The organism is Coleofasciculus sp. FACHB-1120 (genome assembly GCF_014698845.1).
Lineage (GTDB): Bacteria > Cyanobacteriota > Cyanobacteriia > Cyanobacteriales > FACHB-T130 > FACHB-T130.
Genome location: NZ_JACJTV010000001.1, coordinates 256927 through 282022 on the forward strand (window position 1 = coordinate 256927; position 25096 = coordinate 282022).

23 protein-coding genes and 1 pseudogene are annotated in these 25096 nt (G+C 46.6%); 13 read left to right on the top strand and 11 right to left on the bottom strand.

Annotated features, from left to right (window positions below; translation table 11 throughout):
- Positions 1-364: 364 nt before the first annotated feature.
- Positions 365-2551 (bottom strand): PAS domain S-box protein, encoded by a 2187-nt coding sequence (locus H6H02_RS01100; protein ID WP_190813805.1) that lies wholly within the window; start codon positions 2549-2551, stop codon positions 365-367.
- 755 nt (positions 2552-3306) lie between these two features.
- Between H6H02_RS01100 and H6H02_RS01105 the strand changes: the two genes are divergently transcribed.
- The 3 genes from H6H02_RS01105 (at position 3307) to H6H02_RS01115 (ending at position 6566) form a co-directional block, all read left to right on the top strand.
- Entirely contained in the window at positions 3307-4029 is a 723-nt protein-coding gene (locus H6H02_RS01105) for a response regulator transcription factor (protein ID WP_190813807.1), read from the top strand.
- Positions 4030-4378: 349 nt separating this feature from the next.
- Positions 4379-6133: a SpoIIE family protein phosphatase gene (locus H6H02_RS01110; RefSeq protein WP_190813809.1), complete on the top strand. Its 1755-nt coding sequence runs from the start codon at positions 4379-4381 to the stop codon at positions 6131-6133.
- Positions 6134-6137: 4 nt separating this feature from the next.
- On the top strand, positions 6138-6566 hold the full coding sequence (locus tag H6H02_RS01115) for an anti-sigma regulatory factor (RefSeq protein ID WP_190813811.1): 429 nt from the start codon (positions 6138-6140) through the stop codon (positions 6564-6566).
- A gap of 351 nt (positions 6567-6917) precedes the next feature.
- On the opposite strand, the gene H6H02_RS01120 is transcribed toward H6H02_RS01115, so the two are convergent.
- Positions 6918-7352, bottom strand: a complete 435-nt coding sequence (locus tag H6H02_RS01120) for a ketosteroid isomerase family protein (RefSeq protein WP_190813813.1) — start codon at positions 7350-7352, stop codon at positions 6918-6920.
- Between the two features lie 188 nt (positions 7353-7540).
- Here H6H02_RS01120 and queG point away from each other — a divergent pair, with 188 nt between their 5' ends.
- Entirely contained in the window at positions 7541-8554 is a 1014-nt protein-coding gene (gene queG, locus H6H02_RS01125; RefSeq protein ID WP_190813815.1) for a tRNA epoxyqueuosine(34) reductase QueG, read from the top strand.
- A 66-nt stretch (positions 8555-8620) separates the two neighbouring features.
- The gene (locus H6H02_RS01130) at positions 8621-9271 is read left to right on the top strand and encodes an HAD-IA family hydrolase (protein ID WP_190813817.1); all 651 of its coding nucleotides are present in this window, start codon (positions 8621-8623) and stop codon (positions 9269-9271) included.
- 86 nt (positions 9272-9357) lie between these two features.
- Here H6H02_RS01130 and H6H02_RS01135 read toward each other — a convergent pair.
- The 3 genes and pseudogenes from H6H02_RS01135 to H6H02_RS01145 all read right to left on the bottom strand — a co-directional run bounded on the left by H6H02_RS01135 (position 9358) and on the right by H6H02_RS01145 (position 14241).
- Positions 9358-10011: pseudogene (locus H6H02_RS01135) on the bottom strand (restriction endonuclease subunit R).
- Between the two features lie 163 nt (positions 10012-10174).
- Positions 10175-11506, bottom strand: coding sequence for an ATP-binding cassette domain-containing protein (locus H6H02_RS01140; RefSeq protein WP_190813819.1), 1332 nt, complete (start codon positions 11504-11506; stop codon positions 10175-10177).
- A gap of 200 nt (positions 11507-11706) precedes the next feature.
- On the bottom strand, positions 11707-14241 hold the full coding sequence (locus tag H6H02_RS01145; RefSeq protein ID WP_190813821.1) for a DNA topoisomerase (ATP-hydrolyzing): 2535 nt from the start codon (positions 14239-14241) through the stop codon (positions 11707-11709).
- Between the two features lie 166 nt (positions 14242-14407).
- Between H6H02_RS01145 and H6H02_RS01150 the strand changes: the two genes are divergently transcribed.
- The 3 genes from H6H02_RS01150 (at position 14408) to H6H02_RS01160 (ending at position 16167) form a co-directional block, all read left to right on the top strand.
- The gene (locus tag H6H02_RS01150; RefSeq protein ID WP_190813823.1) at positions 14408-14803 is read left to right on the top strand and encodes a response regulator; all 396 of its coding nucleotides are present in this window, start codon (positions 14408-14410) and stop codon (positions 14801-14803) included.
- A 601-nt stretch (positions 14804-15404) separates the two neighbouring features.
- Entirely contained in the window at positions 15405-15803 is a 399-nt protein-coding gene (locus tag H6H02_RS01155; RefSeq protein ID WP_190813825.1) for a response regulator, read from the top strand.
- A gap of 193 nt (positions 15804-15996) precedes the next feature.
- The gene (locus tag H6H02_RS01160) at positions 15997-16167 is read left to right on the top strand and encodes a hypothetical protein (protein WP_190813828.1); all 171 of its coding nucleotides are present in this window, start codon (positions 15997-15999) and stop codon (positions 16165-16167) included.
- On the opposite strand, the gene H6H02_RS01165 is transcribed toward H6H02_RS01160, so the two are convergent.
- The gene (locus tag H6H02_RS01165) at positions 16164-16511 is read right to left on the bottom strand and encodes a hypothetical protein (protein ID WP_190813830.1); all 348 of its coding nucleotides are present in this window, start codon (positions 16509-16511) and stop codon (positions 16164-16166) included. The genes H6H02_RS01160 and H6H02_RS01165 overlap by 4 nt on opposite strands.
- 214 nt (positions 16512-16725) lie before the next feature.
- On the opposite strand from H6H02_RS01165, the gene H6H02_RS01170 reads away from it, so the two are divergent.
- Together H6H02_RS01170 and H6H02_RS01175 are read left to right on the top strand one after the other, a co-directional pair.
- Positions 16726-17655, top strand: a complete 930-nt coding sequence (locus H6H02_RS01170; protein WP_190813832.1) for a DMT family transporter — start codon at positions 16726-16728, stop codon at positions 17653-17655.
- 208 nt (positions 17656-17863) lie between these two features.
- Positions 17864-18757, top strand: coding sequence for a hypothetical protein (locus H6H02_RS01175; protein ID WP_190813834.1), 894 nt, complete (start codon positions 17864-17866; stop codon positions 18755-18757).
- Between the two features lie 80 nt (positions 18758-18837).
- Here the strand turns inward: H6H02_RS01175 and H6H02_RS01180 are convergent, their stop codons facing one another.
- Positions 18838-19752, bottom strand: coding sequence for a LysR family transcriptional regulator (locus H6H02_RS01180; RefSeq protein ID WP_190813836.1), 915 nt, complete (start codon positions 19750-19752; stop codon positions 18838-18840).
- Positions 19753-20148: 396 nt separating this feature from the next.
- On the opposite strand from H6H02_RS01180, the gene H6H02_RS01185 reads away from it, so the two are divergent.
- On the top strand, positions 20149-20451 hold the full coding sequence (locus H6H02_RS01185) for a hypothetical protein (RefSeq protein ID WP_190813838.1): 303 nt from the start codon (positions 20149-20151) through the stop codon (positions 20449-20451).
- A gap of 190 nt (positions 20452-20641) precedes the next feature.
- On the opposite strand, the gene H6H02_RS01190 is transcribed toward H6H02_RS01185, so the two are convergent.
- Positions 20642-20848 carry a hypothetical protein gene (locus H6H02_RS01190; protein ID WP_190813840.1) on the bottom strand — a complete coding sequence of 69 codons (207 nt, stop codon included), beginning with the start codon at positions 20846-20848 and terminating at the stop codon, positions 20642-20644.
- Positions 20849-20881: 33 nt separating this feature from the next.
- On the bottom strand, positions 20882-21541 hold the full coding sequence (locus H6H02_RS01195; RefSeq protein WP_190813842.1) for a class I SAM-dependent methyltransferase: 660 nt from the start codon (positions 21539-21541) through the stop codon (positions 20882-20884).
- 72 nt (positions 21542-21613) lie between these two features.
- On the opposite strand from H6H02_RS01195, the gene H6H02_RS01200 reads away from it, so the two are divergent.
- Positions 21614-22036 (top strand): hypothetical protein, encoded by a 423-nt coding sequence (locus tag H6H02_RS01200; protein WP_242040496.1) that lies wholly within the window; start codon positions 21614-21616, stop codon positions 22034-22036.
- Positions 22037-22058: 22 nt separating this feature from the next.
- On the opposite strand, the gene H6H02_RS01205 is transcribed toward H6H02_RS01200, so the two are convergent.
- Positions 22059-22607, bottom strand: a complete 549-nt coding sequence (locus H6H02_RS01205; RefSeq protein ID WP_199328912.1) for a hypothetical protein — start codon at positions 22605-22607, stop codon at positions 22059-22061.
- A gap of 91 nt (positions 22608-22698) precedes the next feature.
- Between H6H02_RS01205 and H6H02_RS01210 the strand changes: the two genes are divergently transcribed.
- Positions 22699-23469, top strand: coding sequence for a hypothetical protein (locus tag H6H02_RS01210; RefSeq protein ID WP_190814215.1), 771 nt, complete (start codon positions 22699-22701; stop codon positions 23467-23469).
- A 204-nt stretch (positions 23470-23673) separates the two neighbouring features.
- On the opposite strand, the gene H6H02_RS01215 is transcribed toward H6H02_RS01210, so the two are convergent.
- Positions 23674-25011: an N-acetylmuramoyl-L-alanine amidase gene (locus H6H02_RS01215; protein ID WP_190813843.1), complete on the bottom strand. Its 1338-nt coding sequence runs from the start codon at positions 25009-25011 to the stop codon at positions 23674-23676.
- Positions 25012-25096: the final 85 nt, after the last annotated feature.

Here is a 25096-nt window from a genome sequence, read left to right on the forward strand (position 1 = left end):
TAGCGTAGCATCAGCCATAGGGACGATTAGAGAGATTCAGTATCGATAATTTGCACGGTTACTCCATCGAAATCTAGATTAAGAAATCCTTAATCGGAAATTTAATCTTAAAAAAAAGTTTAAGGCGTCACCCAAGTAAAAGAATAAGTTTTAGCACCAATCAGAAATTTAGAACTGCCATTAGATGAGTATTAAAAGTTTTTGTATTGGTACTTTTGTATGCCTAAGCAAGGGTGGTTTTGTTGATCGCGGTTTTCTATTGAGTGCAATCAGAAACCTCACCCCCAGCCCTCGACCTTCACGGAGAGGGGAGAATTTAGAAGCGGTTTCAACCGCCGACTTAAGAATGGTGGAAGAGATGAGTCTAGGTACTCAGAACTGATTTAGCCCAGGTGAAGCGAAAGGTTGCTCCTTTCCCTAGCTGAGATTCTACCCAGATGCTTCCGCCTTGGGTTTCAACAATTTTTTTGACGAGGGTTAGACCGATGCCCGTGTTTTCGACGGTATCGCGGGCTTGTAAAGTCTCAAAGATAGCAAAAACCTTCTCGTGATATTCGGGAGCAATTCCCGGTCCATTATCTGCTACGGCAAACTCATAGCAGTTGCCTTGGTCTTCAACAGATATCGTCACTTGTCCCTCGGCTTGGTGGTTGTGTTTAATCGCGTTGCTAATCAGATTGGCAAACACCTGTTGCAGGGGCAAGCGTTCGGTGCGGAGGGTCGGCATTCCAGGGTTTACGGCGATGGTAAAAGTTGGGGGCGGTGCGAGGGTGTCAATCACCTCTGCGAGTAGTTTTTCCACATCCACCGATTCCACAGACGCCTTGAGTCGTCCAACGCGAGAATATTGAAGGACGCCATTGATCAGCGCTTCCATGCGATGGACGCGCGATCGCATTAAATCCATATTGTGCCTAGTTTCTTCACTCAGTTGGTCGGAGATGTCTTCTTCAATCCAAGTGGAGAGATTGGCGATCGCTCTCAGGGGTGCTTTGAGGTCGTGGGAGACAATATAGGCAAACTGATCGAGTTCTTGGTTGCGCTTCTCTAGGGCAACATTGGTTTGGGCAAGGATAGCACTCAAGCGGGCTAATTCCCCCGCCCGCGATCGCAAATCTTCTTCTGCTTGTTTGCGTTCGGTGATGTCGCTGTTGATTTCCAGGGTTGCTAAAGGTTCACCCTCATCATCTGTCTGTAATGTCCATCGGCTAGAAACCCGAATCTGGGTACCATCGTGCTTGGTGTCGAGCAGTTCGCCTCTCCAGTACCCGTCGTGAAAAAACTTTTCATCGATTTCTTCAATATTTGGAGGAAATTCGGTTCTTAGGAGTTCGTGGGCGGTTTGACCGAGGGCTTCTTTCTTCGTCCAGCCATACAGCCGTTCTGCCCCCTGATTCCAATAAGTAATCCGATCGTCGCGATCGCGCACCAAAATCGCGTCATTTGCCAGATCCAGCAGTGTCGCTTGTTTTCGCAACATTTCCTCAGATTGCTTGCGCTCCGTAATGTCGCGCATAATCCCAATCAACAAGCGCTGATTGTAAGAGTACATTTCGCTAAACGCTAGCTCCATTGGGAACGTGGTGCCATTTTTGCGCCGTCCCACTGTTTCTTGTAATCGTCGCATTTTGACGGGGTTGTTGCCGCCGACAAAATAGTTGAGCGCCTGGATGCTATCACCGCTGAATGGGTACGCCACCAATAGTTTCAGGTTCTTGCCAATCGCTTCGGCGGGTTCATACCCAAACATCGAAGCAGCAGCTTGATTAAAAGACTCAATATGACCCTGCTCGTTGATGGTGATAATCCCATCCACCACATTGTCTAAAATGGCGTGGATGCGAACGTTACTTTCGCGCAAACCCGTTTGTTGTGCTGTCAGTTCTCGGTCGAGCTGATCGAACAAATACACCGCTGCCAGCGATCCCAGAAGACCCAGTGTTGCGGTAGCGCTAAGTACGCCAATGGTAATTCGTTGCTGGTGCTTTAAGTCTCGGCTGCGCTGCTCAAGCAAACGAGCTTCCTCGGCGGAAAACCGGGTAATCTGCCGACGAATGGCATCCATCCTGGTTTTAGCTTGAGGCTCCCATTGGACAGCGCCAGCATTTGCCTGTTTGGCAGCTCTTATCCGAGCTACATTCTGGTTCATCATGCTGACTTTTTGATCTACCAGCTTTTGAATCTGCTGGATTCGTTGCAGTTGTTGCGGCTTATCTTTGACGGAATTATCCAGTTCTTGCAGAAATTTAGGAATGGTCGCGATCGCTTCGTTATAAGGTTCTAGATATTCTGGACGGCTTGTTAAGGCATAACCCTGCACCCCTGTCTCGGCATCCACCAGCGCTGTGAGCAAGCGATTGGCTTTCAATAGCACCTTCTGAGTTTTGTCAACATAATTTTGCGCCATTGCCGTACTGCGTTGCAGCCCAGCAAACACCACCACCGACGTTAAAAGACACATAATCGGGATGGCGATGATCAGGGCACCCCGCCGACGCACGGGAAGATCGGACCAGAGAAGGTGTAGGTGGTGAGTTCCAGAAGGAGCCATTGCGAGCTTTGACTTTTAGCTTTTAGGTTAACTAACTTGGTCTTTATCCTAGTGAAAGTGTAGATTTTGGCTGATAACGAGTTAATCTCTTGTGTTGGGGTAGCGATATCGGGACGTTTTACCAAGTCCCAAGATAACGCAATCCGCTTCAGGGACAAGTACAGCCCTTCCGATAGAGGTGCAACTTAACGAGCTGGCTAGCCTCTGCTTCGGCTCTAGACCATTTACCGGAAAGATTCCTTTAAGAAATCCTCAGCCCGGATGATTCTCAGGCAGCCAACCCGGTATACTCATACCAGCGGTAGTTGAACTCTGTGCTGCTCTTGCTGCCATTGGGGCAATTCAAAAATCTGAAGTTCGACTTCCTACCACGTCTGGTGATTTCGAGCAAGGCATTTCCCCAGCTCAAGAGTCAACTAGCTCAACGACAGAAACCGCATTGAGCGATCCGGCACAAAGGTAAAATCCAGATGGTTAGTAGTTTATTGCAGTTATCGATCGTACACTCGTACTAAAATTGACCAATTGCCCAACTATCCCTGAAACAACTGCCTCGCTCAAACTTTAGTTTATGGTTAAGTTCCCCACGTACCAGCTAGTAAAAATATCGTCTCAAAGAGATCGGGAGGGTATAAATTACTAATACTAGAACACTCAAAGGATGGCAGTAGTATCGACAGGATCGACAACTGCAAAATCTTTAGGAAATCTTTATTTTTAGAAAGTTCATAGAATTGCAAAGTGTGGAAGAGAAGATGAGTCAAATTCGCGTCGCTTTAATTGAAGACCACGACCTGACTAGGGTCGGCATCCGGACAGCGCTGCAACAGCGCGGAGAAATTGAATTTGTTGGCGAAGCCGCCAATGCCACTGAAGGTCTGAAATTACTGGAAACGGCCAAGCCAGATGTGGCGATTGTCGATATTGGGCTGCCCGATATGGACGGAATTGAATTGACAAGGACGTTTAGGGAATGGCAGGCGGCTTCGGAGGATGGGGGTCACACTAAGATATTGGTGTTGACTTTACAGGATGACGAAGAAGCCGTACTGGCGGCATTTGCAGCGGGTGCAGATTCCTACTGCATGAAAAACATTAGTTTTGATAAGTTGCTTGAAGCGTTGCAAGTGACGCACGAAGGCAACGGTTGGATCGATCCAGCGATCGCCCGAGTTGTTTTGCAGCAGACGAGAGCGAGTCAGAGCGGGTTAGATCAAGCCGCCATATCCAAAACGGTGATTATCAATGCCACCGAACCAGAATACAGCCAGCTAATTGAAGCTTATCCACTGACGGAACGGGAATTAGAAGTTTTGCAACTGATTGTCGAAGGGTGCAGCAATGCAGCGATCGCTGAAAAGCTTTACATCACTGTCGGAACGGTCAAAACCCACGTCCGGAATATTTTGAATAAGCTATGTGCTGATGACCGCACCCAAGCAGCGGTGCGTGCCCTACGCTCTGGCTTAGTGGGATAAACACCTTTGGCTGTGGAGGAGCGGGCGTTTGGTATGAGTTGACTTCTGCTTGGCTTAACATCGGTGAACCCTTGGCATCTGCCACGACCGGGCAGCTATCCTGGTAGCCTCTAATCCTGGCAGCCTCTATCCTGGCAGTTGGCCTGAGTAACAAACCTTATTCAAGGGGCGTCTCACCATGCCCTCAAAGCTGTTATTCTATCGAATCATCAATCAGCAGCATCACAAAAAATAGAAGCGAGAACCGGACTTGGTTCTGGGAATGCAAGATGAAGGCAAGGGATGAGCGGTGAAAATCCCCTCAAGCTGTCGATGAATGATCTAATTAAGCGGGAAGCGGAGTGTGCCGATGAGTCAGGCAGAAGGGAGCAAACTCAAACTGATGGTGGTTGATGACGAGCATGACAACCTAGATTTACTCTATCGGACATTTCGACGAGAATTTCGCGTCTTCAAAGCTGACAGTGCCTTCAGCGCCATCCAAGTTTTGGACACGGAAGGGGAAATGGCTGTGATTATTTCCGACCAGCGCATGCCCCAAATGAATGGAACCGAATTTTTAAGTAAAACAGTTGAACGCTTTCCCGATACCATTCGGATTCTCCTAACCGGCTACACCGATGTCGAAGATTTGGTGGATGCGATTAACTCCGGTCAGGTGTTCAAGTACATCACCAAACCCTGGAACCCGGAGAACCTGAAAGCAGTGGTTCAACAAGCCTCGGAAACGTACCGAGTGCTAAAGCAAAGAACCAACGAACTGCGCCGCGCTTTGCGTCGAGAAGAACTCTTGAATGCGGTGACAACGGCAATTCGGGAGTCGCTGGATTACCAGAGTATGCTGCAAACCGTTGCCAATACCATTGGAAAAGCTTTTGAGGCGAGCTATTGCGTTTTGCGACCCGTAGAGAGCGATCGCTTAACAAGCGAAGTTTTTTTCTACCCCACTCCAGATGAGCCGAGCGAGAATCCGGAACCCCTAGTACCCAAATACGACTCAGACTCCTTACTGCAAGCAGCCTTGGAAAGCCGCAAGATCCAACTTGCCCAAGGCGAACAAGGGGGAACGAGCTACACTCAGTTGGGGGTGCCGTTGATCTTTCAGCAGCAGGTTCTATCAGTTCTCTGCCTCTATCAAGAAAATAGCGATCGCCTCTGGGCACCCGAAGAAATTCAGCTGATAGAAGGCGTCGCCGAACAAGCCGCTTTGGCGCTTTCTCAGGCGAAACTCTACCAGCGCACGCAACAGCAGGCTCAGCAAATGCGTGCCGAACTAGAAGTCGCTCGTCAAATTCAAAATAACCTCCTCCGCCAAAGCTGGCCGGAAGTAGAAGGGATGCAGGTGCAAGCCTGCTGCGTCGCCGCCAGAGAAGTGGGGGGTGATTTTTTTGAAGTCTATATCCATCCCCAAGGCGATGTTTGGCTGGCAGTCGGAGATGTCTCTGGGAAAGGCGTCCCAGCCGCTCTATTTATGGCAAGTGCAATTTCTATTCTGCGTCGGGAACTGGCTCAGGAAATTTCTCCGGAGCCGGATGTCGTCATGCGGAATCTTAACAGCATTATGTCTAACGATCTCGTCAGTACCAACTGCTTTATCACAATGGTACTGGCTCGTTATACCCCAGCCACTCAAGAGCTGGTGTATGCCAACGCCGGTCACATCTATCCCTTAGTCTGGTCTAATCAGGAAGTCGTACAACAAAGAACAGCACCGAATTCAGACTCGGCATCGGCACTGGAACCAAATTTTCTCAAGACTCGCGGCATCCCTTTGGGAATTTTACCCATCTGGAAAGCCAAGCAGGGGCAATTGACCTTAAAATCAGGTGAAATTCTGCTACTGACGAGTGACGGGATTACCGAGGCGACTGTCAATCAAGAAAGTAGCCTTCTGCATACTGCTTCCGAGATCGCGCCGACGACAGAAGGGACTACTGGCAGCTTTGAAGGTACGAGTAGTATGCTGACACAAGATGGACTTTGGAAACTCGTATGTCTTGAGCCAGTGCCTTTCGATTTGAATAACTTACTAGCGCGGATTCGGGAACACACCAATAACGTTCAGGAAGACGACCAAACCATACTCTCTCTGGAGGTTCTTTAAGTACATGAAAACGGAGCTGCACGTACCAAGTGATTTGAAGTTTTTAACAATTGTTGAAAGCTGGCTACTGGGATGTTTGGAAGTCGAACTGACCGACTCGGTGGATTGGCCTCGTCAATCGAATCGCTTGCGATTGGCTTTAGTGGAAGCATACTCAAACGTGGTGCGTCATGCTCATAAGGAGCAACCAAATCTGCCTGTGTTAATTCGCCTAGAGCTGAAAAATCGGGATATTGCTCTCGAAATTTGGGATCATGGTCAGGGATTTGACTTATCAACTTATCTGCCGCCCACCCCGAATGATAAACAGGAAAGCGGTTATGGGTGGCTGATTATGAATCGGTTGATGGATCGGGTAGAGTATCGCTTACAAGTAAACGGTCGTAACTGTTTAAAGTTAGAAGCGAGTTTACCAGAAGTGACAAAAGCATAGCATAGTGGGATTGATACTTTTTCATCCCATCAGGGGGTCCAAAAGATAGAAACTGTGGAACCAAAGAGAGTTTTTAGCCAGGTATTTGCTGACCTCACGAGCTGGATAGCCTGAGGTTTTTTTAATCGCAACCGGCAAATTGATCTAGGCTAGCCGGGTCAATGATGTGGCATTACTTCTTTTTGTTAACACTCTTTTTGTTAAAAGAAGTTAAGTGAATCTCTATAAGTTTATCGGAAAGTCATAAGTTTTACAAAGGAAAGTTGACTTAATTATGATAAATCGATTCCAAGCTAAACCTGGAATCGAGGTGATAAATCCTAATCTGACGGCACAATTTAGCGGTGTAATCTAACGGCGCAAATTTAGTAGCTCTTGGGGAGATGCTAATAGTTTGATGCGGGTAAAAATAATTTGGCGCTGTGGATTGAGGATAAATATCCAGGAGACATTGACGCCAAAAACGGGAGTCTGTACCTTACCGCTAACCTGAATCTGCGTGTTGCCGTCTTCTAGCGCTTCGGCAATTCCTTCACGGGGAGAGAGGGTCATCCCTTTGGCTTCTGCTTGCAGATAGGATGCGATCGCATCAGGTCCCACCATCGGTGACTCAAATGGGGGATTCATTTCCCCATCCTCTGCAAACAAAGCAGCAGTTGCCTCAAAATCGCCTGCATTCATCGTTTCAAAATAGCGCAGGATGACAGGCTCTGTCATTCCGGCAATATTGAGTTCAGTGGTGGATTCAGATTCGGAATTTAAAAGTAAGTCATCAGCGAGTGTCATGGTATTTCCTGCAAACCACACCGATTAGTATTAAACAAAAAAGCCGGTTCGCACCTGCGCTTCTGGAGGGATTCTTCAGAAATTTCCCGATTTTGTATCTCGTGTAACTGGGGTTTCAACCGCTTGGAGCAAGATATGAGTATGCTTTCCCAAACCGAAATTCGAGAAACTATAATAATTCGAGTCAGATGCGATCGCCATCGTTGCCTGTGAAAGTACCCGTCAGTAGTCGCGAAGTGAAGCAGAAAGCCTTGGAGTTGGGATTCCACAAGGCGGGAATCGCGGCTGTAAATGGGGCAGATGCGGAAGTACAGCGGTTACAGGCGTGGCTGGCACAAGGCTATCAGGCGGATATGGAATGGATGGCGAATCCGAAGCGGCAAGATATCCATCTAGTCATGCCAGAAGTGCGATCGCTGATTTGTGTTGCCCTTAACTACTACACGCCTCACCAGCGTCCCGAAGGTCAGGAATACGCCAAAATCTCTCGCTATGGCTGGGGACGCGATTATCACAAGATCCTGCATAAAAAGCTGAAAGCCCTCACCGCTTGGCTACAAGAGCAGGGAGAAGGTATTTCGGCGCGTTCCTATGCGGATACTGGCCCGGTGCAAGATAAAGTTTGGGCACAGAAAGCTGGAATTGGCTGGATTGCCAAGAATGGAAACGTAATCACGCGCGAGTATGGTTCTTGGGTATTTTTAGGGGAAGTATTGACCAACCTCGACTTAACACCTGACTTGCCCCATACTGAACACTGTGGCACTTGCACTCGTTGTCTCGATGCTTGTCCCACGGGTGCAATTACTCAGCCCTTTGTTGTAGACGCCAATCGGTGCATCGCCTACCACACAATTGAGAATCGAGCTGAAAAGTTACCGGATGTGCTAAGCGAAGCGATGCCATTCGCGAAGCAGGACGAAGTGCCAGCGATCGCATCTCGTCTGCAAGGCTGGGTTGCTGGTTGCGATATCTGCCAAGATGTTTGCCCTTGGAATCAGCGGTTTGCTCAGCCTACGGATGTTGCCGAGTTTCAGCCGTATTCTGGAAATGTAGCTCCGCTTCTAACCGAGTTAGCGGAAATTTCCGATGAAGAGTGGGATCGTCGGTTTCCCGCCTCAGCGCTGCGGCGGATAAAACCGGAGATGTTGCGGCGCAATGCTAGAGCAAATTTGGAAGCCAAAGCATCACTCGACACCTAAAATAGGACGAGCAAATAGGCACTACACTAGACAAAATTCATCCCAAGTTGAGATACACCCAAAACAATGACCGCAAAAGTCATAATTTTTGATTTTGATGGCACAATTGCTGATAGCCTCGATGCCGTCGTAAATATTACTAATCGTTTAGCTGTGGAATTCGGATATCAGCCAGCGAATCTAGAAGATATTGAAAAAATTAAAAGCTTAAGTTCTAGGGAAATTATCCAGTTCTCTGGCGTTTCCATCTTTAAATTACCATTTCTACTTAGGAAAGTTAGAGTAAGATTAAACAATCAGATTCGAGATTTAAAACCTTTTCCAGGGATTAAAGAAACTTTTACGGAGCTTAAATCTCAAGGAAATCAACTAGGAATCATAACGTCTAATTCTAAAGAAAACGTCACAATTTTTTTAAAGGAGAATGATTTTATAGGATTGTTTGATTTTATTTATTCAGCCCCAACAATTTTCGGGAAACACAAAGTAATTAATAGTTTTTCTAAAAAACAAAATATTCAAGCGAGTGAGATGGTTTATGTGGGAGATGAAACAAGAGATATCGAAGCGGCAAGAAAAAGCCGGATAAAAGTAATTTCAGTTAGTTGGGGTTTTAATTCAAAAGAAGTTTTAGCCAAACATCAACCAGATTTTTTGGTTAACAAACCTAGCGAACTGCTAAAAGTAATAAAAAGCTTACAAGAGCAGGTATTGTAAAGCGGAACGTGTTTTTCTAAAAAAGTGTCAAATAATAGCTAGAATAAAACGCGATCGCTCTACTGTCCTAGCCATATAACTGCTAACTAGCCTATTACTTTATAGATAGCTTTGAGAACTTGTAGTAATTGGATTAGACGCTCAGAATCAACCAAGTTCAACTCTGGCATTAGCAGATAAGTCGAAGGATTTCCTCGCTGAATATGCACTAATTGATATCGCAGTCCGTTGGTCGTGAGTCCCCAAACAGATTTTTGATGTTCTAAGCTTTTATAGGCATAGGTAAGTAGTTGAGGAAGACCCGTGAAAGCTTCAACCTGGCTGTTTTTTGCTTCAATCACCAAAACCCAAAAAGATACGTTAGCGCTTGTCTGTTGAGTTTTATTAACTGCTAAAATATCAAACCGTCTTGTAATGATGGTGTCTTCATCGGTGATATTGATATCTGCAATATTTTATTCTAAGGTAATTTGGATAGGGTAGCGATAGAAGCCAGCCAACCGCAGTAATGGAGCAACGGTAAGAAGTTTCACCTGTCCTTCTGAAACTTTTCCTGCTCTTAAATAGTGGTAAAAGTCATCTTGGATTTGGAATAGTTCTTGCTGCTCAAATTCTGTTAGTGGTTCTAGGGATAAAAATGGTGTGAAAGAACCGTTGTAGTGTTCCTGGAAGTTTAAAAGACGATGAATATCATCTAGAGACAAATTCAGAAACAAATTGCGGGCGTTGAGAGTCGTCATGGGTGAATTTTGGATTGAATGAGTTCGGTTGTTGAGGGCGAGAATTCCTTTCTATATTTATGGCTATGTCGGGGGAAGATGCGCTTTTTGCAAGGGATAGATGAGCGAATAGTACCCAATCGTTGATTGCAAAAGAAAATATTGCTAAATCGCAAGAATCCAACTAACGAGAGGGAATGGCAATGCCAGTCTGGGGATCGAAGAAATGGATTTTATCTGGGATTAACGATAACCACAAGCGATCGCCAATCCGCACCACTTTGTCTGGGGGAATGCGTACCTGTAAGGAATAGGCGATCGCTGACTCTAGGAGAGTGGCAGATAAATAAGTTTCATTACCTAGGGCTTCCACCAAATCTACTCGCACCTGGAGATTTTTGGGGGCGGGAACGCCAATGATTAAGTGTTCGGGACGGATGCCTAACGTGAGGGATTGCCCATCGTATTTTTGCAGTGCTGACGCCCAAACATCGGGAAGGGTGAGCCGAAATTGAGCATGGGTAATCAGGAGAGGTGCTTTCATTTGCACCGGCAAAAAATTCATCGGTGGCGAACCAATGAATTCAGCGACAAAACGGTTGGCTGGGTGGTTGTAAAGTTCCAACGGTGCGGCGATTTGCTGGATTTTCCCGTGATTCATTACCGCAATGCGATCGCCCATTGTCATCGCTTCCGTTTGGTCGTGGGTGACGTAAATGGTTGTTGTGCCAAGCTGTCGCTGCAACTTAACAATTTGGGCGCGAGTTTCTGCCCGAAGTTTGGCATCTAAGTTTGAGAGAGGTTCATCCATCAAAAATACTTGAGGATTGCGAGCGATCGCTCGTCCTAATGCGACTCGCTGCTTTTGACCTCCCGATAGTTGTTTTGGCAACCTGTTTAAGAGCGGCTCAATTTGCAACAATTGAGCCACTGTCCGCACCTGCTCATTAATCCCTTTCTCGCGTTCGGGTATGTAGCGAAGATGCTTGGGAAGCGATCGCGTCATTTCCACCAATAGATTTTCCGCCCAGATAGGCATCTTAGAAGTAGGGGCGGGGTCTCCCTGCCCGTCCTGAGGACTCTCTCCCGCGCCTCTGCGCCCTGTGCGCCGTAGCCCAAAGGCAATATTGTCATACACCGTCATGTGGGGATAGAGGGCGTAGTTTTGAAACACCATTGCGATGTCTCGTTCCTTTGGCGGCAAATCGTTTACGAGAGTGTCTCCCACTCGGATATTGCCCCCCGTTAATTCTTCCAGTCCCGCAATCAGCCGCAACAGCGTACTTTTGCCACAGCCAGAAGGGCCTACCAACACCATAAACTCGCCATCTTGCACGGTCAGATTAATCCGTCGCAAGACGTTTGTAGCTCCAGACGGAGACGAAGGTTTATCATCTACGACCAGCGATCCGTCATCCACTGGCGTCAGTAGAGGTTCTGGCGCGATCGCTGCAACGACTTCCCCTGGACGACCGGAAAAGCTTTTGTAAACGTTTTCTATAACAACTTGTGCCACGGCTATTAATACCCACTACTGAATCTATTTTCAATCACTTACTCGCAGCACAGAACTCTCAGGAGCCTCTGAGAACCAAAGCAGTAGGGACTCTCAGGAGCCTCTGAGAACCAAAGCAGTAGGGACTCTTGTGGTGGAAAAGAATTAATTGCTGCAAGTTCGGGGTTCATCATCCTTCCCGATAAACCCCGAACCCCCAACTACGAACAAACGACCGTAACAATTTTTTCGTCCGGGTTGAGTTCGAGCAAGCGATCGCCCGTCCCATCTTTACCGCGCAACTGCACTGAACTTACTGGCATTCGCACGACTCGCTGGGCGTTGGTCAGAAGGACGATCTGAGACTTTGCTGGAGCCGCGACCATCGCTGCTAAAGCATCTGTTTTGCTTGTAAAATGCAGTGCCTGGGTGCCAAGGTCGCCGAGATTTGCCAGTCGGATTGTACTCATCGGCAGGCGTTTGGCATACCCTAACTGGGAAACGATTAAAATGTTCTCGTCATCCCGCAGCGTTAAGGCTCCTACCAGTTGCTCGGAACGCCGCAGCCGCATCGCCTGCACTCCCATCGTGGTGCGTCCCGTCGAGGGTAGATGGTCATCGTTGACTTGAAGCCGCAGCAAACGCCCACCCCCAGTTGCCAAGACAAGCTGGACGCCGGTTTTAGCCAGATTGACATACTTTAACCGATCGTCTTCTTTCAGCTTCATGAGCGTGATGCCGCGACTGGTGAGGTTAGCCAGTTCTACCAGGGGTAGGCGCTTGATTCTCCCCTGTTCGCTGAGCAAAATTAAATCGGCACTTTGGGGATCTTCAGGCAGGAAAAAGTTGGAAACAATCGTTTCTGCTGCTACTTGTGCTGAGTTGGATAGCAAGCCGATCAGCGGCGTTCCCCGCGATTGCTTCCCGGTGGGAGGAATCTCTCCCACCTTAACAGGGTAAGCTTTGCCGCCGCTGCTGAGTACGACTAACTCGGCTTGGGTGCTAGTCAGGTGAGTTTTGACGACAAAATCATCCGGGCGATTGCCGCCATCACCTTTCCCAGTGGATTTATTCCCATTTTTAGGGAAGCGCCGGACATATCCGCGCTGGGTAAACTCCAGAAGAGCCTCTTCTTCTAAGTGTTCAGGAGTCAGGAGTGCGGGCTGAGTAGAGTTTTTGGCTTCTGACTTTCGACTTTTGTCTTTTTCTTTTGAGTTAGGTTTTTTCTCTAGTGGCTGAGTCTTTAATTCTTTCGCCCCAGTCAGGATCTTGCTGCGACGCGAATCGGTGAATTTGCGTTTGAGCGATCGCAAATCTTTTTTCAAAGCTTTCAGGAGTTCGCGGCGATCGCTTAGCAGGAGTTGCAACAGATGAATTCTCTCTGACAACTCCTTAAACTCACCTTGTAAATTTTGCCGTTCTAACCCAGTGAGACGTCGTAAGGGCATTGACAAAATAGCATCCGCCTGAACCTCACTAATATTCAAGCGTTCTTGCAGATTTAACTTGGCGGTGCTGCCATCGGGAGCATTCCGGAGAATTTCAATCACCGCATCTAACTCCCTTAAAGACGCCAGCAATCCTTCGACAATGTGAAGGCGTCTTTCTGCCTCACCCAATTCGTAGGTATACTGCCGAGTCAGCGTCTGTTCTCGGAACTTGAGAAATTCCTCCAACAGCTGGCGCAATGTGAGCTGACGCGGTTGCCCATCTACCAACGCCAACAGGATCGCGCCAAAATTGGTACACAGTGCTGTTTGTCTATAAAGTTGATCGAGGACATGGTGAGGATTGGTGTCTCTTTTTAATTCCACCACCACCCGCATTCCTTCGCGATCGCTTTCATCCCGCAGATCCGCAATGCCTTCGATTTTTGTCTGATTGACCAGTTCCGCTACCTTCTCAATCCAACCCGCCTTATTCACCTGGAAAGGCAATTCCGTCACCACAATTGCCGTCCGCTTGTGCCGTCCCCGACTTGCCGCGATTTCCTCAATCTGGGCGACTCCCCGCACCGTGATACTACCGCGACCCGTGCTGTAAGCTTCCCGAATTCCCTCTGTTCCGACAATTTCGCCCCCCGTGGGGAAATCTGGCCCCGGAACTAGCTCCCATAGCTTCCCGTCGGGGAGATCGGGTCGATCGATTAGGGCAATTAAACCATCGACGATCTCACCCAAGTTGTGCGGCGGCACATTCGTTGCCATGCCGACGGCGATTCCAGCACACCCGTTGAGTAACAACACCGGCAGCTGAGCGGGCAGTACAGTTGGTTCCTGTTGGGAATTGTCAAAGTTGCCGATGAAGTCAACTGTGGCTTCGCCAATTTCACTCAGAAGCGCTTCATGACTAATTGCAGCCAGTCGCGTTTCCGTGTAACGCATCGCCGCTGGTGGGTCATTATCCACTGAGCCAAAGTTACCATGACCGCCGAGGAGGGGATAGCGGCTGGAAAATTCTTGCACCAGACGCACTAAGGCGTCATAAACCGCCTGATCGCCATGTGGGTGATATTTGCCCAAAACATCCCCAACCACCCTGGCGCACTTACGATAAGGGCGGTCTGGCGTCAGTCCGAGTTCGTGCATCGCATACAAGATGCGCCGATGCACCGGCTTTAAACCGTCGCGGACATCGGGTAATGCACGCCCGACGATCACACTCATGGCATATTCAAGATAAGACCGTTGCATCTCCGCGTGTAAAGGCGTGGGGATGATCTGTCCGGTTGCCAAAAGGTTCAGTTGTTTCGCCATGAGTTTTATTCCCTAATTTCCTGAAAACGTAAAATCTTTTTGCATCTTGAGGTTGATGACCGATCGCGGCACAAATGGCAACGTGACAAAGAACCTTTCACAGTAGTATGGAACCGCAGCTATGACCACGACTCTTCCAAAGATCGCCATTGAAAGGAAAAACTCGATGAAAACCGTTTTGATTGTAGAAGACGATCCGATTAATGCTCGGGTTTTTTCTAAGATTCTGAGCAAGCGGGGCGGTTTGGCAGTTAAGCATACCGAAAACGTGGAAGAGGTGATGCAAATTGCCCAATCCGGTGAGGCTGACATTATTTTGATGGATGTTTCCCTGGCCCATAGTGTTTACCAGGGTAAGTCGGTTGACGGCATAAAAATCACGCAGATGTTGAAGGCTGACCCGCAAACTGCTAGTTTGCCTATTATCCTGGTTACGGCTCATGCGATGGAGGGCGATCGCGAAAATTTCCTGAAACAGAGTGGTGCCGATGGCTATATTTCTAAACCAGTTGTCGATCATCAACTGTTTGTGGATCAAATCAAGGCATTGTTGCCACAATAATACTTTTATGTTCCAGGGGTAGGGCGGGCGTTGACCGCCCTGAGTTGTAAAACGCAATTTCTTCCATTTAAAGCGTGAAGGCTCTCTAGTGGCTGCTTGCCTTTCGACTTCTGCTCTCTTCTGTTGCCACCAGTTTAGTACATTTGTATTGTTTAAGGAATCCTGGTGAGTGGTTTCTTTACCTGGCGTGACTCGCATCCCCCGACAACCCTGGCAAGCTTACCTCAAGAGCGCTCTGGCGTTAATCCCACGAACTGGCATTTAAACTGTCCCGGACGTTGAATAAAGCACGTCCAGCGATCGCGCTCATGGCATATTCAAGGTCTTATTCAAGGCCATATTCAAAATCTGACGGTTGCATCTTTGCGTGTAATCCTGTACTGAAAAAATGTCTAGGCGAAATTCGGTTCAGTTGTTTTGCTATAAGTTCTATTACCTATAAGTTCTATTACATTTATTGACAACAGAAAAATTGCTTATTGCGATTGATGACAAATTAGGCGATAAATGCCAACGTAAGAAAGAACTTTTCATAATAGGCTTGAACCAAAAAGCCACGACCACGACTCTGCAAAACAACGCGATTGAAGGGAAAAACTCGATGAAAACTGTTTTGATTGTAGAAGACGATCCGATTAATGTTCGGGTTTTTTCTAAAATCCTGACAAAGCGAGCCGGTTTGCAAGTCAAACATACTGAAAATGTAGAAGAAGTAATCCAAATTGCCCAATCTAAGGAGGCTGACATTATTTTGATGGATGTTTCCTTAACAAACAGTTTTTACCAGGGTAAATCAGTGGATGGCATAAAAATCACCCAAATATTAAAAGCTGACCCCCAAACTGCCAATCTACCGATTATTCTGGTGACAGCTAATGCGATGGAAGGCGATCGCGAAAATTTCCTCCAGCAAAGTGGTGCCGATGAATACATTTCTAAACCAGTTGTCGATCATCAACTGTTTGTGGATAAAATTCTGGCACTGATACAACAAAATTAGTTTTGATGTTAATGGTGCAGTGCAAACTTCATGCAAGTGAGTTGCAAAGCTCTTGCTTCAAAACCTTTTGTAACAGATTGCCCCCAGACTTAAAGATTTCAGGTCTTGTATTGGGTTCGGTAAAACCTAGTTTAGTACACTTGTATTATTTCCGGAATAGTAGACGGGTGGCAATTTTTTCGACGATCCAATCGTGCCCCCTGTTAGAGTGCGATTGGAGTGCGATCGCGTAACGTCTGGGCTTTCTTCGCTGTTTCCCCTGAATGCCTCAATGATGCGACCTTTATTGGCGCTGCCGCCAGTAGTTAGCGCGAGTAATCCTGACTCGCGCCTCTGTCTAGCTGCGATGATACTGATAAATTAAAAATTTTGACCCAATAAGGAGTCAAACTCAGCCCGTAATGCCTTCAGATCGGCAACTCTTGCGACTAACAAATTCTCTTTGCCAGCATCCTTAAGGCGCTTGTTCCAATATTGGATATTGTCAGAATTGTTCAGCCAAAAGTCTACCATCGTATCTAGAATCTCTTCTAAATTCCAGCCTCGCTTGGGGGGAACCATTTCTACTGATTCCAGAAAAGCATCTAGCGTGCATTTAGGGCTTCCTAAGTATTCTGCTCTCTGGGGAGCTGTTTGAATAATTTCCTGTTGATGGTTGAAGAAATAAAGAATGGGAGATACCCCTAAAATTTCAAAGGTATAGTTCATCGCCGTCTCCTCAAAATTTTCTTTCTTTCGGAATCCTACCAATTGTTAAAGAATAGTATGGTCACATTGCTAACATCTTTTGCATCCCACTCAAGTAAATTTATATAATGTTTGATAAACGAGAAATATCTGCCTAAAGAAATGTGCAGGCTCAACTGAGAGGTATACCCTTCGGTAAAATTTACATCAGGATGACTGATTTAAAAAATTAGGGATGCTATTTTTAACAAATTTTCTTAATTGGATTACAAATTTTAAAGGAGAAGTGGCGGCGCTGAGTGCCGCCTTTTTATGGGCGATCGCTTCGGTGGTTTACAGCCGCTTGGGACGGCAAATCCCACCCCTAGAACTGAACTTGTTCAAAGGGATAATCGCGATCGCGTTCCTTGTCCTCACCCTACTTTTGCAAGGACAGCTGCTACCTGAAATCAACCCGACTGCACTGACACTATTGCTACTAAGTGGCGTCCTTGGCATTGGATTGGGAGATACGGCTTATTTTGCAGCGATCAACTGCCTGGGTGCAAGGCGTACCTTGATATTAGAAACCCTAGCACCCCCCTTAACAGCCGTGTTAGCGCTAGTCTTTTTACAAGAACAACTGACGGCTGCTGCTTGGTGCGGAATTTTATTAACCATTCTGGGCGTCGTCTGGGTGGTGACGGAACGGGTGCCTAATTCCACCGCTGAAAGCAAGCATCTGACGATGCGGGGAATTAGTTGGGGTTTACTGGCAGCAGTAGCACAGGCAACAGGTGCCGTCCTCTCGCGGACAGCCCTCATCCAATCGAGTATCAGCCCCTTGTGGAGTACCTTGGTGCGCTTGGGGGCGGGGGTACTGGTGCTACTGCTGTGGAAGTTGCTGGGGCGGCGTCAAGCCAATGACTGGCTTAAACCGTTGCAGTCTTGGCGCATTGTGGGAGTCATTGCCATAACCGCTTTTTTCAGCACCTATCTCGGCATCTGGCTGCAACAAATTTCTCTGAAATTCGCCCCCGCAGGAATTGCCCAAACGCTGAGTTCTACTAGCCCTTTGTTTGTCTTGCCTCTAGCGATTTGGATGGGTGATATTGTCAGTTTTCGAGCTATTTTAGGCGTTTTAGTCGCCTTGGGCGGAGTGGCGGTGCTGTTTAGCCTCCGGTAGGGATTTGGTGGGGAAGCGATCACGGCTTTCTTAAAAAAGAAGTTAATAAGCCATCGCCAAGTGAAGCCACAAATTATCTTATAACCATATTGATACAAAACAAGCCAGCTATAATGTAGCTAACTAAGTAGCTCAAATATCTTCATTTACATCCATCTAGACTTGGCTGCTTATTCTTAACATTATTGAAATTTTTCTCTAATATAGTATGGAATCGTTTTCTCAAAGACAAGGTATTAAGCCAGTTATAAATATACTTCAAAGTGATGGCATGGATGAGCCTCTCCGAAATGGGTTATGGAGTAATTTATGTATTTATTATTGGGATAGCCTTAAGGGAATAAAGACTATAGATTTCATATCTTTTAAAAAACATCCATATGGGATTATTCCTCTTGACCATATGATTTATTTTCTTCATCAAGTATGGCTGCATTATTTTAAGCTACCAATTGATGATTTGCCAGAATATTGGCCTAGTGTTTACACAATACTTAGAAATCATTTTTTTAATTGCAAATGGAATGAAGTATATGACTTTATAGAATTTGTTGTTCGTGTATATCCTGATAATAAAAAATCTGAAATATTTACAGAGCGTTGCAATTATATTTTGCAGCGCGAATTATCTGCCTACCGTTTTGTTAACTATCGAATTGCACGGATAACTTCGGAAATAGAAATTAATGAGATAGAAGAATCTTTAAAAATCGTAGAGAAATTCAAGCCTGTATCGGAACATTTAGAAAGAGCATTAAGCTTACTTTCAGATAAAGAAAACCCAGACTATAGAAATTCTATAAAAGAATCAATAAGTGCTGTTGAATCTATTTGTATATTTATAGCTGGTAGAGAAAGAGCGTCCAGTTTAGGAAAAGCTATTCAATATATAGAAAAGAAAAGTATTGTAGAAATTAATCCTAGATTAAAAGACGCTCTGGAAAAAATGTACGCTTATACAAACGATGCGGGTGGAATACGTCACGCTTTGTTGGAAGAATCTAGTTTAGATTTTGAAGATGCTAAGTTTATGTTAGTATCTTGTTCAGCTTTTATTAATTCTCTTAAAGTAAAATTATCAAAGGTAAAAGCCGATTCTTGAAGTTCCCACCACGATCAGATGCGTTATGAGTATTGTAAATCCACTTAACTTTCGCTAAAGCGCTCTCCCCTTAACTTAAATCAAACCGCTGCTTTAACAGCAAAGCGTCCTGTATTCCGGATAGCATCTAGAAATGCATAGACGGCTGGAGTATGAAGGGCATTTGCGAGAACCGCTACTCCAATTACTCGCTCTAGAGGCGCTGGCAAGCTACACACGCGCACCCCAGCGGGTACAGGTTCGGCAGCAAGGCGAGGCAGAATTGCCGCCCCTAATCCTTGCGAAACCATACTGACGATAGTTGAATCTTCTTTGATTTCATAAGCAATGTTGAGCGGGTATTCTGCGATTACCAAGTATTTGCGAATCCATTCATTGCAGGGAATGCCGGAACTAATAATCAAAGGATAAGTGGCTAACTGCTTCCAGGTAACTTTGGCACTACTTAAATTAGTAGTAGGCGGGAGTAGGAGAACGTAATCATCCCGCAAGATTTCCCAAGTTTCAAATTCATTACCAGCGGGTAAATAGATAAAGCCAATATCGGCATAACCTGCACGTAAAGCATCTCCCACGCGCGAGTAGTCATCACCATCAACGATGCTTACAGTGATATTGGGGAAGCAACTGCGAAATCGAGCGATCACTGTCGGGAGAATATGAGTCGCCACACTCCGAAAACAGGCAACCCGCACGTTTCCACCCTGTAAGCCTTTTTCTAAATTGGCTTCCTTCTCCATTGCTTCCAAAAGCTGTAGCAATTTACGAGCATGAGCCGTAATGCGCTCTCCGACTGGGGTAAGACGCGCTCCATAACGACCGCGAGCTAGTAATACGACTCCCAATTCTTCTTCAAAACTTGCGATCGCATGACTGATTGCTGACTGCGATACCTCCAACTGCAAGGCGGCTTCGCTGAAGTTGCCGTAGTCTGCCACTGCGACTAAAGCACGAATCTGGGAAAGCTTCATCCGGCTTTTATTGATTTCATTCATGGCGGTTATGCAAGCGGTGTATGCATTGTCGCAAACGCAGTCAAATCATTTCTTCTATATATGAATTTTATTCATAGTAGCTATATAAATATTGCTTTGTCTATCAAATAACCAAAAGTTACATTTAATTTGTCAGCAAATTTAGGTTGTGCAATCTAGATTTTTTGGTTGAATTAGTCGAGATTTTACAAGCTCATCTCTAGTTCCACATCACCCATTCAGGTGATTCTACTGGAGGAAGTAAGCTTCTAATCTTCAACTTTACTCTGTAATTAAACTTCATCAGTTGCGGCGGAATCCATATTGAGAACTGCTGCAAGCAAATAAGTTTGTCTATCCTACTTTTTTTGCAGCACAATCCGAAATTTATTCTATCTTAAAGCGGAGAAATTTACTATGGAGACGTCTGAAAACTGTTTTGACAGGAAAAGGCTAGAAACTCTGTATACTCACAAGGAGCAGAAGCCTGTTCAGGAGACCAAAGTATTTTCTATACTGAATAGTGTTTGGCAGCATTTAGTTACATTCTTCACTCAAGAGCCAGAGGTAAAAGTTTGGAAGAAGTCCGACCGCTTTGGAAATATCTGGTGGGAAGCTTACGATCCTTTCAGCGGCAGCTCTGCAATCTTTGGCTGTGAAGTTGATATGCTGCAATGGGTTGAAACAAGATACCACGGGAACAATAATTCAATGTTTTGAAATAAGACAAAACATTAGAATCCGGGGACTTTTATCTTCTAGCTAGATTTTCTGGGTAAGCTCTTTTAAAGCGAAACAAAAAAAGTAACACGCTATCTTCTCGACGTATTGCACAACCCCCAGCTAATGCTAGGGGTTTTTGGTGGAAGCGATCGCTCCCTCTCACTCCAACTGAATTTATTTCTGGCAATTACGAATCGTCTTCAATTCCCATCGTCAAATCTAGCGTCGCACGGGCAACAGCGGCGTGTTCTGCGGCAATATCTGGAGGAGGAGAGGTAATATTTTCGTTTTGACCTTCGACTAGCAACCTTGGTTTGTCGTCCTCTTCCGGTTTCAGAGTTGAGTTATCTAGATTAGCTTGCTCATTTTGGGTAGTCAGTTTCTCATCTGTCATAAGCGTTCTTTTTGCGAAGTATCTTCGATCTCGTTATCGCTTAACCGCTAAGGTCAATCCATCTGCTATTGGAACGAGACTGATAGAAACCCGTTCATCGTGATGTAATTTTTGATTAAAAGCTCGAATCGCCTGAGTGCTGTTATCCCGATCTTGAGGATCCGCAACTCGTCCGCTCCACAGGACATTATCGATGGCAATTAAACCACCGGGACGCACCAGCTGGAGCGATCGCTCATAATACCCGTCATAATTACTCTTATCGGCATCGATGAAGGCAAAATCAAACGTCTGTGCCTGTTCTACCAACAGCCGATCCAGCGTTTCCAGCGCCGGTGCGATTCGCAGATCGATCTTGTCTGCCACCCCAGCTTCCTGCCAATAGCGCCGCGCTACCGAGGTGAATTCTTCACTGACATCACAAGCAATAATCTTCCCGTCTGGGGGAAGTGCCAAAGCCACGCACAAAGAACTGTAGCCAGTAAACACGCCCACTTCCAGCGTTTTCTTTGCCCCCATTAGCTGAACCAACAGCGCCATAAATTGCCCTTGTTCTGGGGAAATCTGCATCCTGGCATAGGGATGATTAGCCGTTTCTTCCCGCAGACGGCGAAGAATCTCTGGTTCTCGCAAGGATGAAGAAAGCAGGTAATCGTAAAGCTGGTCATCTAACCCTAGGGCTTTTTTTGACATGATGGATTTAGAACTCGAAGAATGCACACAGCCTATCCTATCGTTCCGGCTGTGATACGTAGGAAATGGAGGATGAAGTTAAACGCCATGCTGCGAATTATTTTGACAGTGATTTTGCTAGGGCTGCTGACAGCTTGCGGCATTGGTGTACCGGCACCCGGAGGTCAACTGGTACAGAAAGCGATCGCGCTTCAAGTCAGCCAAACCCAAAAGCAGCTGAGTCAGCAGTTATTCCAGCAACCCGCCAGCTTTGAAATCGCTCAAATACGAGTTACCCACGAGGAACCTTTGTTGATTCAAAAGTTACCCGCCTACCACATCCAAGGCACTTACAACTTTACCCTGCAACGACCCAGCCATCAGGTAACTCAACAACAAAACCACTTTGATATCTACTTGCAACGCCAAATCGAAGGAAAAACTTGGCGTCTGGCAATTCCTCAATCTATTAACACAAACACTGAACCGACTTGGCGCACTTGGTTGATTCAATAAATCAAATTTGAACCATCAATATTTAATAAATTTCTATCCATCCTGCCTCATCGTTTTCTGCAATAACAAAAAAACCAAATGCTTCAATTAATGCTTCCATACAGCCTGTACCGCCATAGGGATAGGCGTAAGAGTAAAATTCAAGCCTAGCTTTATCCGCAGAAATCATCCGACAGGCAGTTAGTTGGTACTCACCATCTTTGAAGGCATAAATCATAGACTCAAAATCCCACGGGGTTTCTAGGCTAGGGTCAGTCCACCTCTGTTCTACAGGAGTGGCAAACCAGCGACGGTAATGTTCAGCCCGTTCTTCTTCAGTAGGCCACCAAAAATGGGATAACGCTTCATCATCAAAAAAGGTCAGCCAATCTTTGTCATCGCGCCATAAATTCGCATCTTTGTCTTTCTTAATCTCATAAAAAACTCGACAGAGGGCATCGAATCGGTTCCGCTTGTTTACTTGAAACTCCACAAATTCACCAATCTCTTCCTCCATGTTCTTTCCTTCGCGTTCTTTGCGTCTAAGCGCTTCGCGCAGGCTTCGCCAACGCGGTTTAAAAATCCAACTCATGTGAAAGTTGCCAAACTATCACAACCCAATCTATCGTCACCGTTATCCCCAGCCACGATTGAGGCAATTCCCTCAGGCAGAGATGACACAGATGTATTTCAACTTTATTGGTTTCAGCGTGGGTCTGGTAGTTTTGATGCTGGTAGCTTTTGGCGTAGTCCAAGGGTTAAATGTGCCAGCGGGTAACTTTATCGATTGGGTAATTGGCGCGGCAAGTTTTTGGTGGCTGCTGGTGATTGTGACAGTTCCGTGGAATATCCACTTTGATGCTAAAGAAGTCATAGCAGAAGCAGCACTGTCAACAGAAAAGGGAATTGCGATTGATGAGAAGCAAGTTAAGTATGCAAAAGTTATTGCAAATCGGTCATTTTGGGTAGCGATCGCGCTTCATTTTCTCTCTGCTGGCGGTCTTTATACTCTCGCCGTAACGGGTATCAGTGCGGTTGGATATGTCAGTTCCGGTGCGGCTTTGCTATTAACAGCTTTGCGTCCCGCCGTGCGAACCTACGAATATTTAGCCACCCGGTTGTTGATGATTCGCCAAGAATTTCAGTATCCTCGCCAAGATATTTGGGAACTGCGTAGCCGCTTTGATAATTTAGAGTATGCCCTCAAGCAATTAGAAGCGCAAATGAATCCTGAAGATCCATATTCTTTTGTCGCCACTCAACAGCGCTCAGGCGATGAAACTCGCAAAGAATTAGCCCGCGTGAATGCCACAATCGAAGAACTGCGAGCCACAAACCAAGCCGATCACGAGCGCTTATCCAGAGAAGCGAAAAATGCGATCGCTCAACTCAGCGCCGATGGGCAATTTCTCGATCACGTCCGTGAAATTATCCGCTTTTTCAAAACCGCCTAATCAGGGGTGAGGACTGAGGGTTCAGGATTGGGGAGGGCAGAGGGTTGAGGGCTGAGTAGAAGCACGCGACACATAAAACAGTAAGAGAGTTGAAGTTAACTTAATGCGCCCAAGGCGGAAGTGTTGAGTCTGGAGTTCTGTTGCCTCTCCCTTGTTAATACCTCAGTCCTCACCCCTCAGCCCTTACTTTTCAGTCCTTACTCCTTACAATAGTGCCGCTGACTCATACAACCTTCTGAGAGTTGCCTCAATCTTGGTGCCGTACTGTGGATCTGCCGCCCACCGTCCACTCAACTGAGAAATCAGCGGCGCGACGCCCCGCGTCACAAAGCGAAAGCGCGGATCGACCAGTTCCTGCACCAAAGGCTCTAAACTCGCGTAAGCTTTCAAGTGTTGGATATGGGCGCGGACGCCAATTCTGGCGCTGGGGAAGGTCGCGCTCTCAGAAGCACCGCCAATCGATCCTAAAGCGGCAAAATTATTTTGGCTGGGCTTAATGTCGCCCCCAAAGCGCAAAAAGCCGGTTTCGACACACATTTGACAGAAGGCAATGTCATAGTTGACGCCCTCGATTGTGGCTTCTTCCCGGTAAAGTTTGGGTAAGTCGGGAAACTGGACAAGGGCGTTCTCGTTATTGGCTTTGAGGAACATAATCATCTGTACCTCGGAGGTATTGCCATATCCCATAATCCGGTCTAGTTGACCGGGACAGATGGGTAAAATAGAGCGCAAAGACAGGGTGCGGGTGGCGCTATCCCAACCAACCGAGATATTAAAAGGCCGAAGTTCAATGGCTTTGACATAGACGACACCTCGGTAGGACACGCGGCGGACTGAGGTGTTATTTGTCAAGTCAATTGCGAGCCTGTCCACTAGGTCAATAGGGATGTAGGCGTTGCTATTGATAAGAACGCCCTTCTCCCCATAGACCTGGTTATTAATATTGATATTGATGGAAGGATAGGTGGGGGAAGTGCCAGGATTGGGGCTAGGAGTACCGCCTCGGCTCCAAGATGCCAATCCGTCTGCAATTCCTAGCGCGATGTCGCGGCGGCGATTCTGAATTAAGAATCGGTCATCCGGGTTGGTGAGATAGCCAACTTCCATTAGCAGGGAGGGAATAAAAGTGTCGCGGCAGAAGCTCAAACGTCCGACGCCGGTGGCGGTATCTGGCTTGACTCCCCGGCTGGGCAGCTGGGGAACGCGGCGCAAAAGCGCCAAAAGTAGCAGTTCGGCATTCTGCTTGCGTTCCTCGTTGTTGGAAATGTAGAAGACTGTAGCGCCACGAGTCGCTGGGTTAGAATAGGCATCGGCATGGATTTCTAGCGCCACGTCACCGCTACGAGAGCGGGCGTTGATCCAGGAAATCGACTGCGTTGAAGTCTGGTCGTCTGGGACAGAAAGAACTTCAAAACCCCGCGATCGCAGTTCAGGTACAATCTGGTCGCGCAGCAGAATCATCTCTTGAGCCTCTGTGGTGCCACCTGCTTGTCCTCCTGGCTCTCCAGCACCATGACCGGCTGAAATAAAAATTCGTCCCATTTTGAAAGATTCTCCCAGCGCTAAAAGTAATCTATATTAATCAACCACGATAAGGACTTCCGGGTGCTACGGCTAGTCCAACCTG

Coding starts and splice junctions, on each gene's coding strand:
- H6H02_RS01195 (WP_190813842.1), bottom strand. CDS start 21,541: ATGTCAAAAAAAGCCCTAGGGTTAGATGACCAGCTTTACGATTACCTG.
- queG (WP_190813815.1), top strand. CDS start 7,541: ATGCGATCGCCATCGTTGCCTGTGAAAGTACCCGTCAGTAGTCGCGAA.
- H6H02_RS01145 (WP_190813821.1), bottom strand. CDS start 14,241: ATGGCGAAACAACTGAACCTTTTGGCAACCGGACAGATCATCCCCACG.
- H6H02_RS01170 (WP_190813832.1), top strand. CDS start 16,726: ATGCTATTTTTAACAAATTTTCTTAATTGGATTACAAATTTTAAAGGA.
- H6H02_RS01165 (WP_190813830.1), bottom strand. CDS start 16,511: ATGAACTATACCTTTGAAATTTTAGGGGTATCTCCCATTCTTTATTTC.
- H6H02_RS01205 (WP_199328912.1), bottom strand. CDS start 22,607: ATGAGTTGGATTTTTAAACCGCGTTGGCGAAGCCTGCGCGAAGCGCTT.
- H6H02_RS01155 (WP_190813825.1), top strand. CDS start 15,405: ATGAAAACTGTTTTGATTGTAGAAGACGATCCGATTAATGTTCGGGTT.
- H6H02_RS01190 (WP_190813840.1), bottom strand. CDS start 20,848: ATGACAGATGAGAAACTGACTACCCAAAATGAGCAAGCTAATCTAGAT.
- H6H02_RS01110 (WP_190813809.1), top strand. CDS start 4,379: ATGAGTCAGGCAGAAGGGAGCAAACTCAAACTGATGGTGGTTGATGAC.
- H6H02_RS01200 (WP_242040496.1), top strand. CDS start 21,614: ATGAAGTTAAACGCCATGCTGCGAATTATTTTGACAGTGATTTTGCTA.
- H6H02_RS01215 (WP_190813843.1), bottom strand. CDS start 25,011: ATGGGACGAATTTTTATTTCAGCCGGTCATGGTGCTGGAGAGCCAGGA.
- H6H02_RS01120 (WP_190813813.1), bottom strand. CDS start 7,352: ATGACACTCGCTGATGACTTACTTTTAAATTCCGAATCTGAATCCACC.
- H6H02_RS01150 (WP_190813823.1), top strand. CDS start 14,408: ATGAAAACCGTTTTGATTGTAGAAGACGATCCGATTAATGCTCGGGTT.
- H6H02_RS01115 (WP_190813811.1), top strand. CDS start 6,138: ATGAAAACGGAGCTGCACGTACCAAGTGATTTGAAGTTTTTAACAATT.
- H6H02_RS01210 (WP_190814215.1), top strand. CDS start 22,699: ATGTATTTCAACTTTATTGGTTTCAGCGTGGGTCTGGTAGTTTTGATG.
- H6H02_RS01100 (WP_190813805.1), bottom strand. CDS start 2,551: ATGGCTCCTTCTGGAACTCACCACCTACACCTTCTCTGGTCCGATCTT.
- H6H02_RS01180 (WP_190813836.1), bottom strand. CDS start 19,752: ATGAATGAAATCAATAAAAGCCGGATGAAGCTTTCCCAGATTCGTGCT.
- H6H02_RS01130 (WP_190813817.1), top strand. CDS start 8,621: ATGACCGCAAAAGTCATAATTTTTGATTTTGATGGCACAATTGCTGAT.
- H6H02_RS01105 (WP_190813807.1), top strand. CDS start 3,307: ATGAGTCAAATTCGCGTCGCTTTAATTGAAGACCACGACCTGACTAGG.
- H6H02_RS01185 (WP_190813838.1), top strand. CDS start 20,149: ATGGAGACGTCTGAAAACTGTTTTGACAGGAAAAGGCTAGAAACTCTG.
- H6H02_RS01175 (WP_190813834.1), top strand. CDS start 17,864: ATGGAATCGTTTTCTCAAAGACAAGGTATTAAGCCAGTTATAAATATA.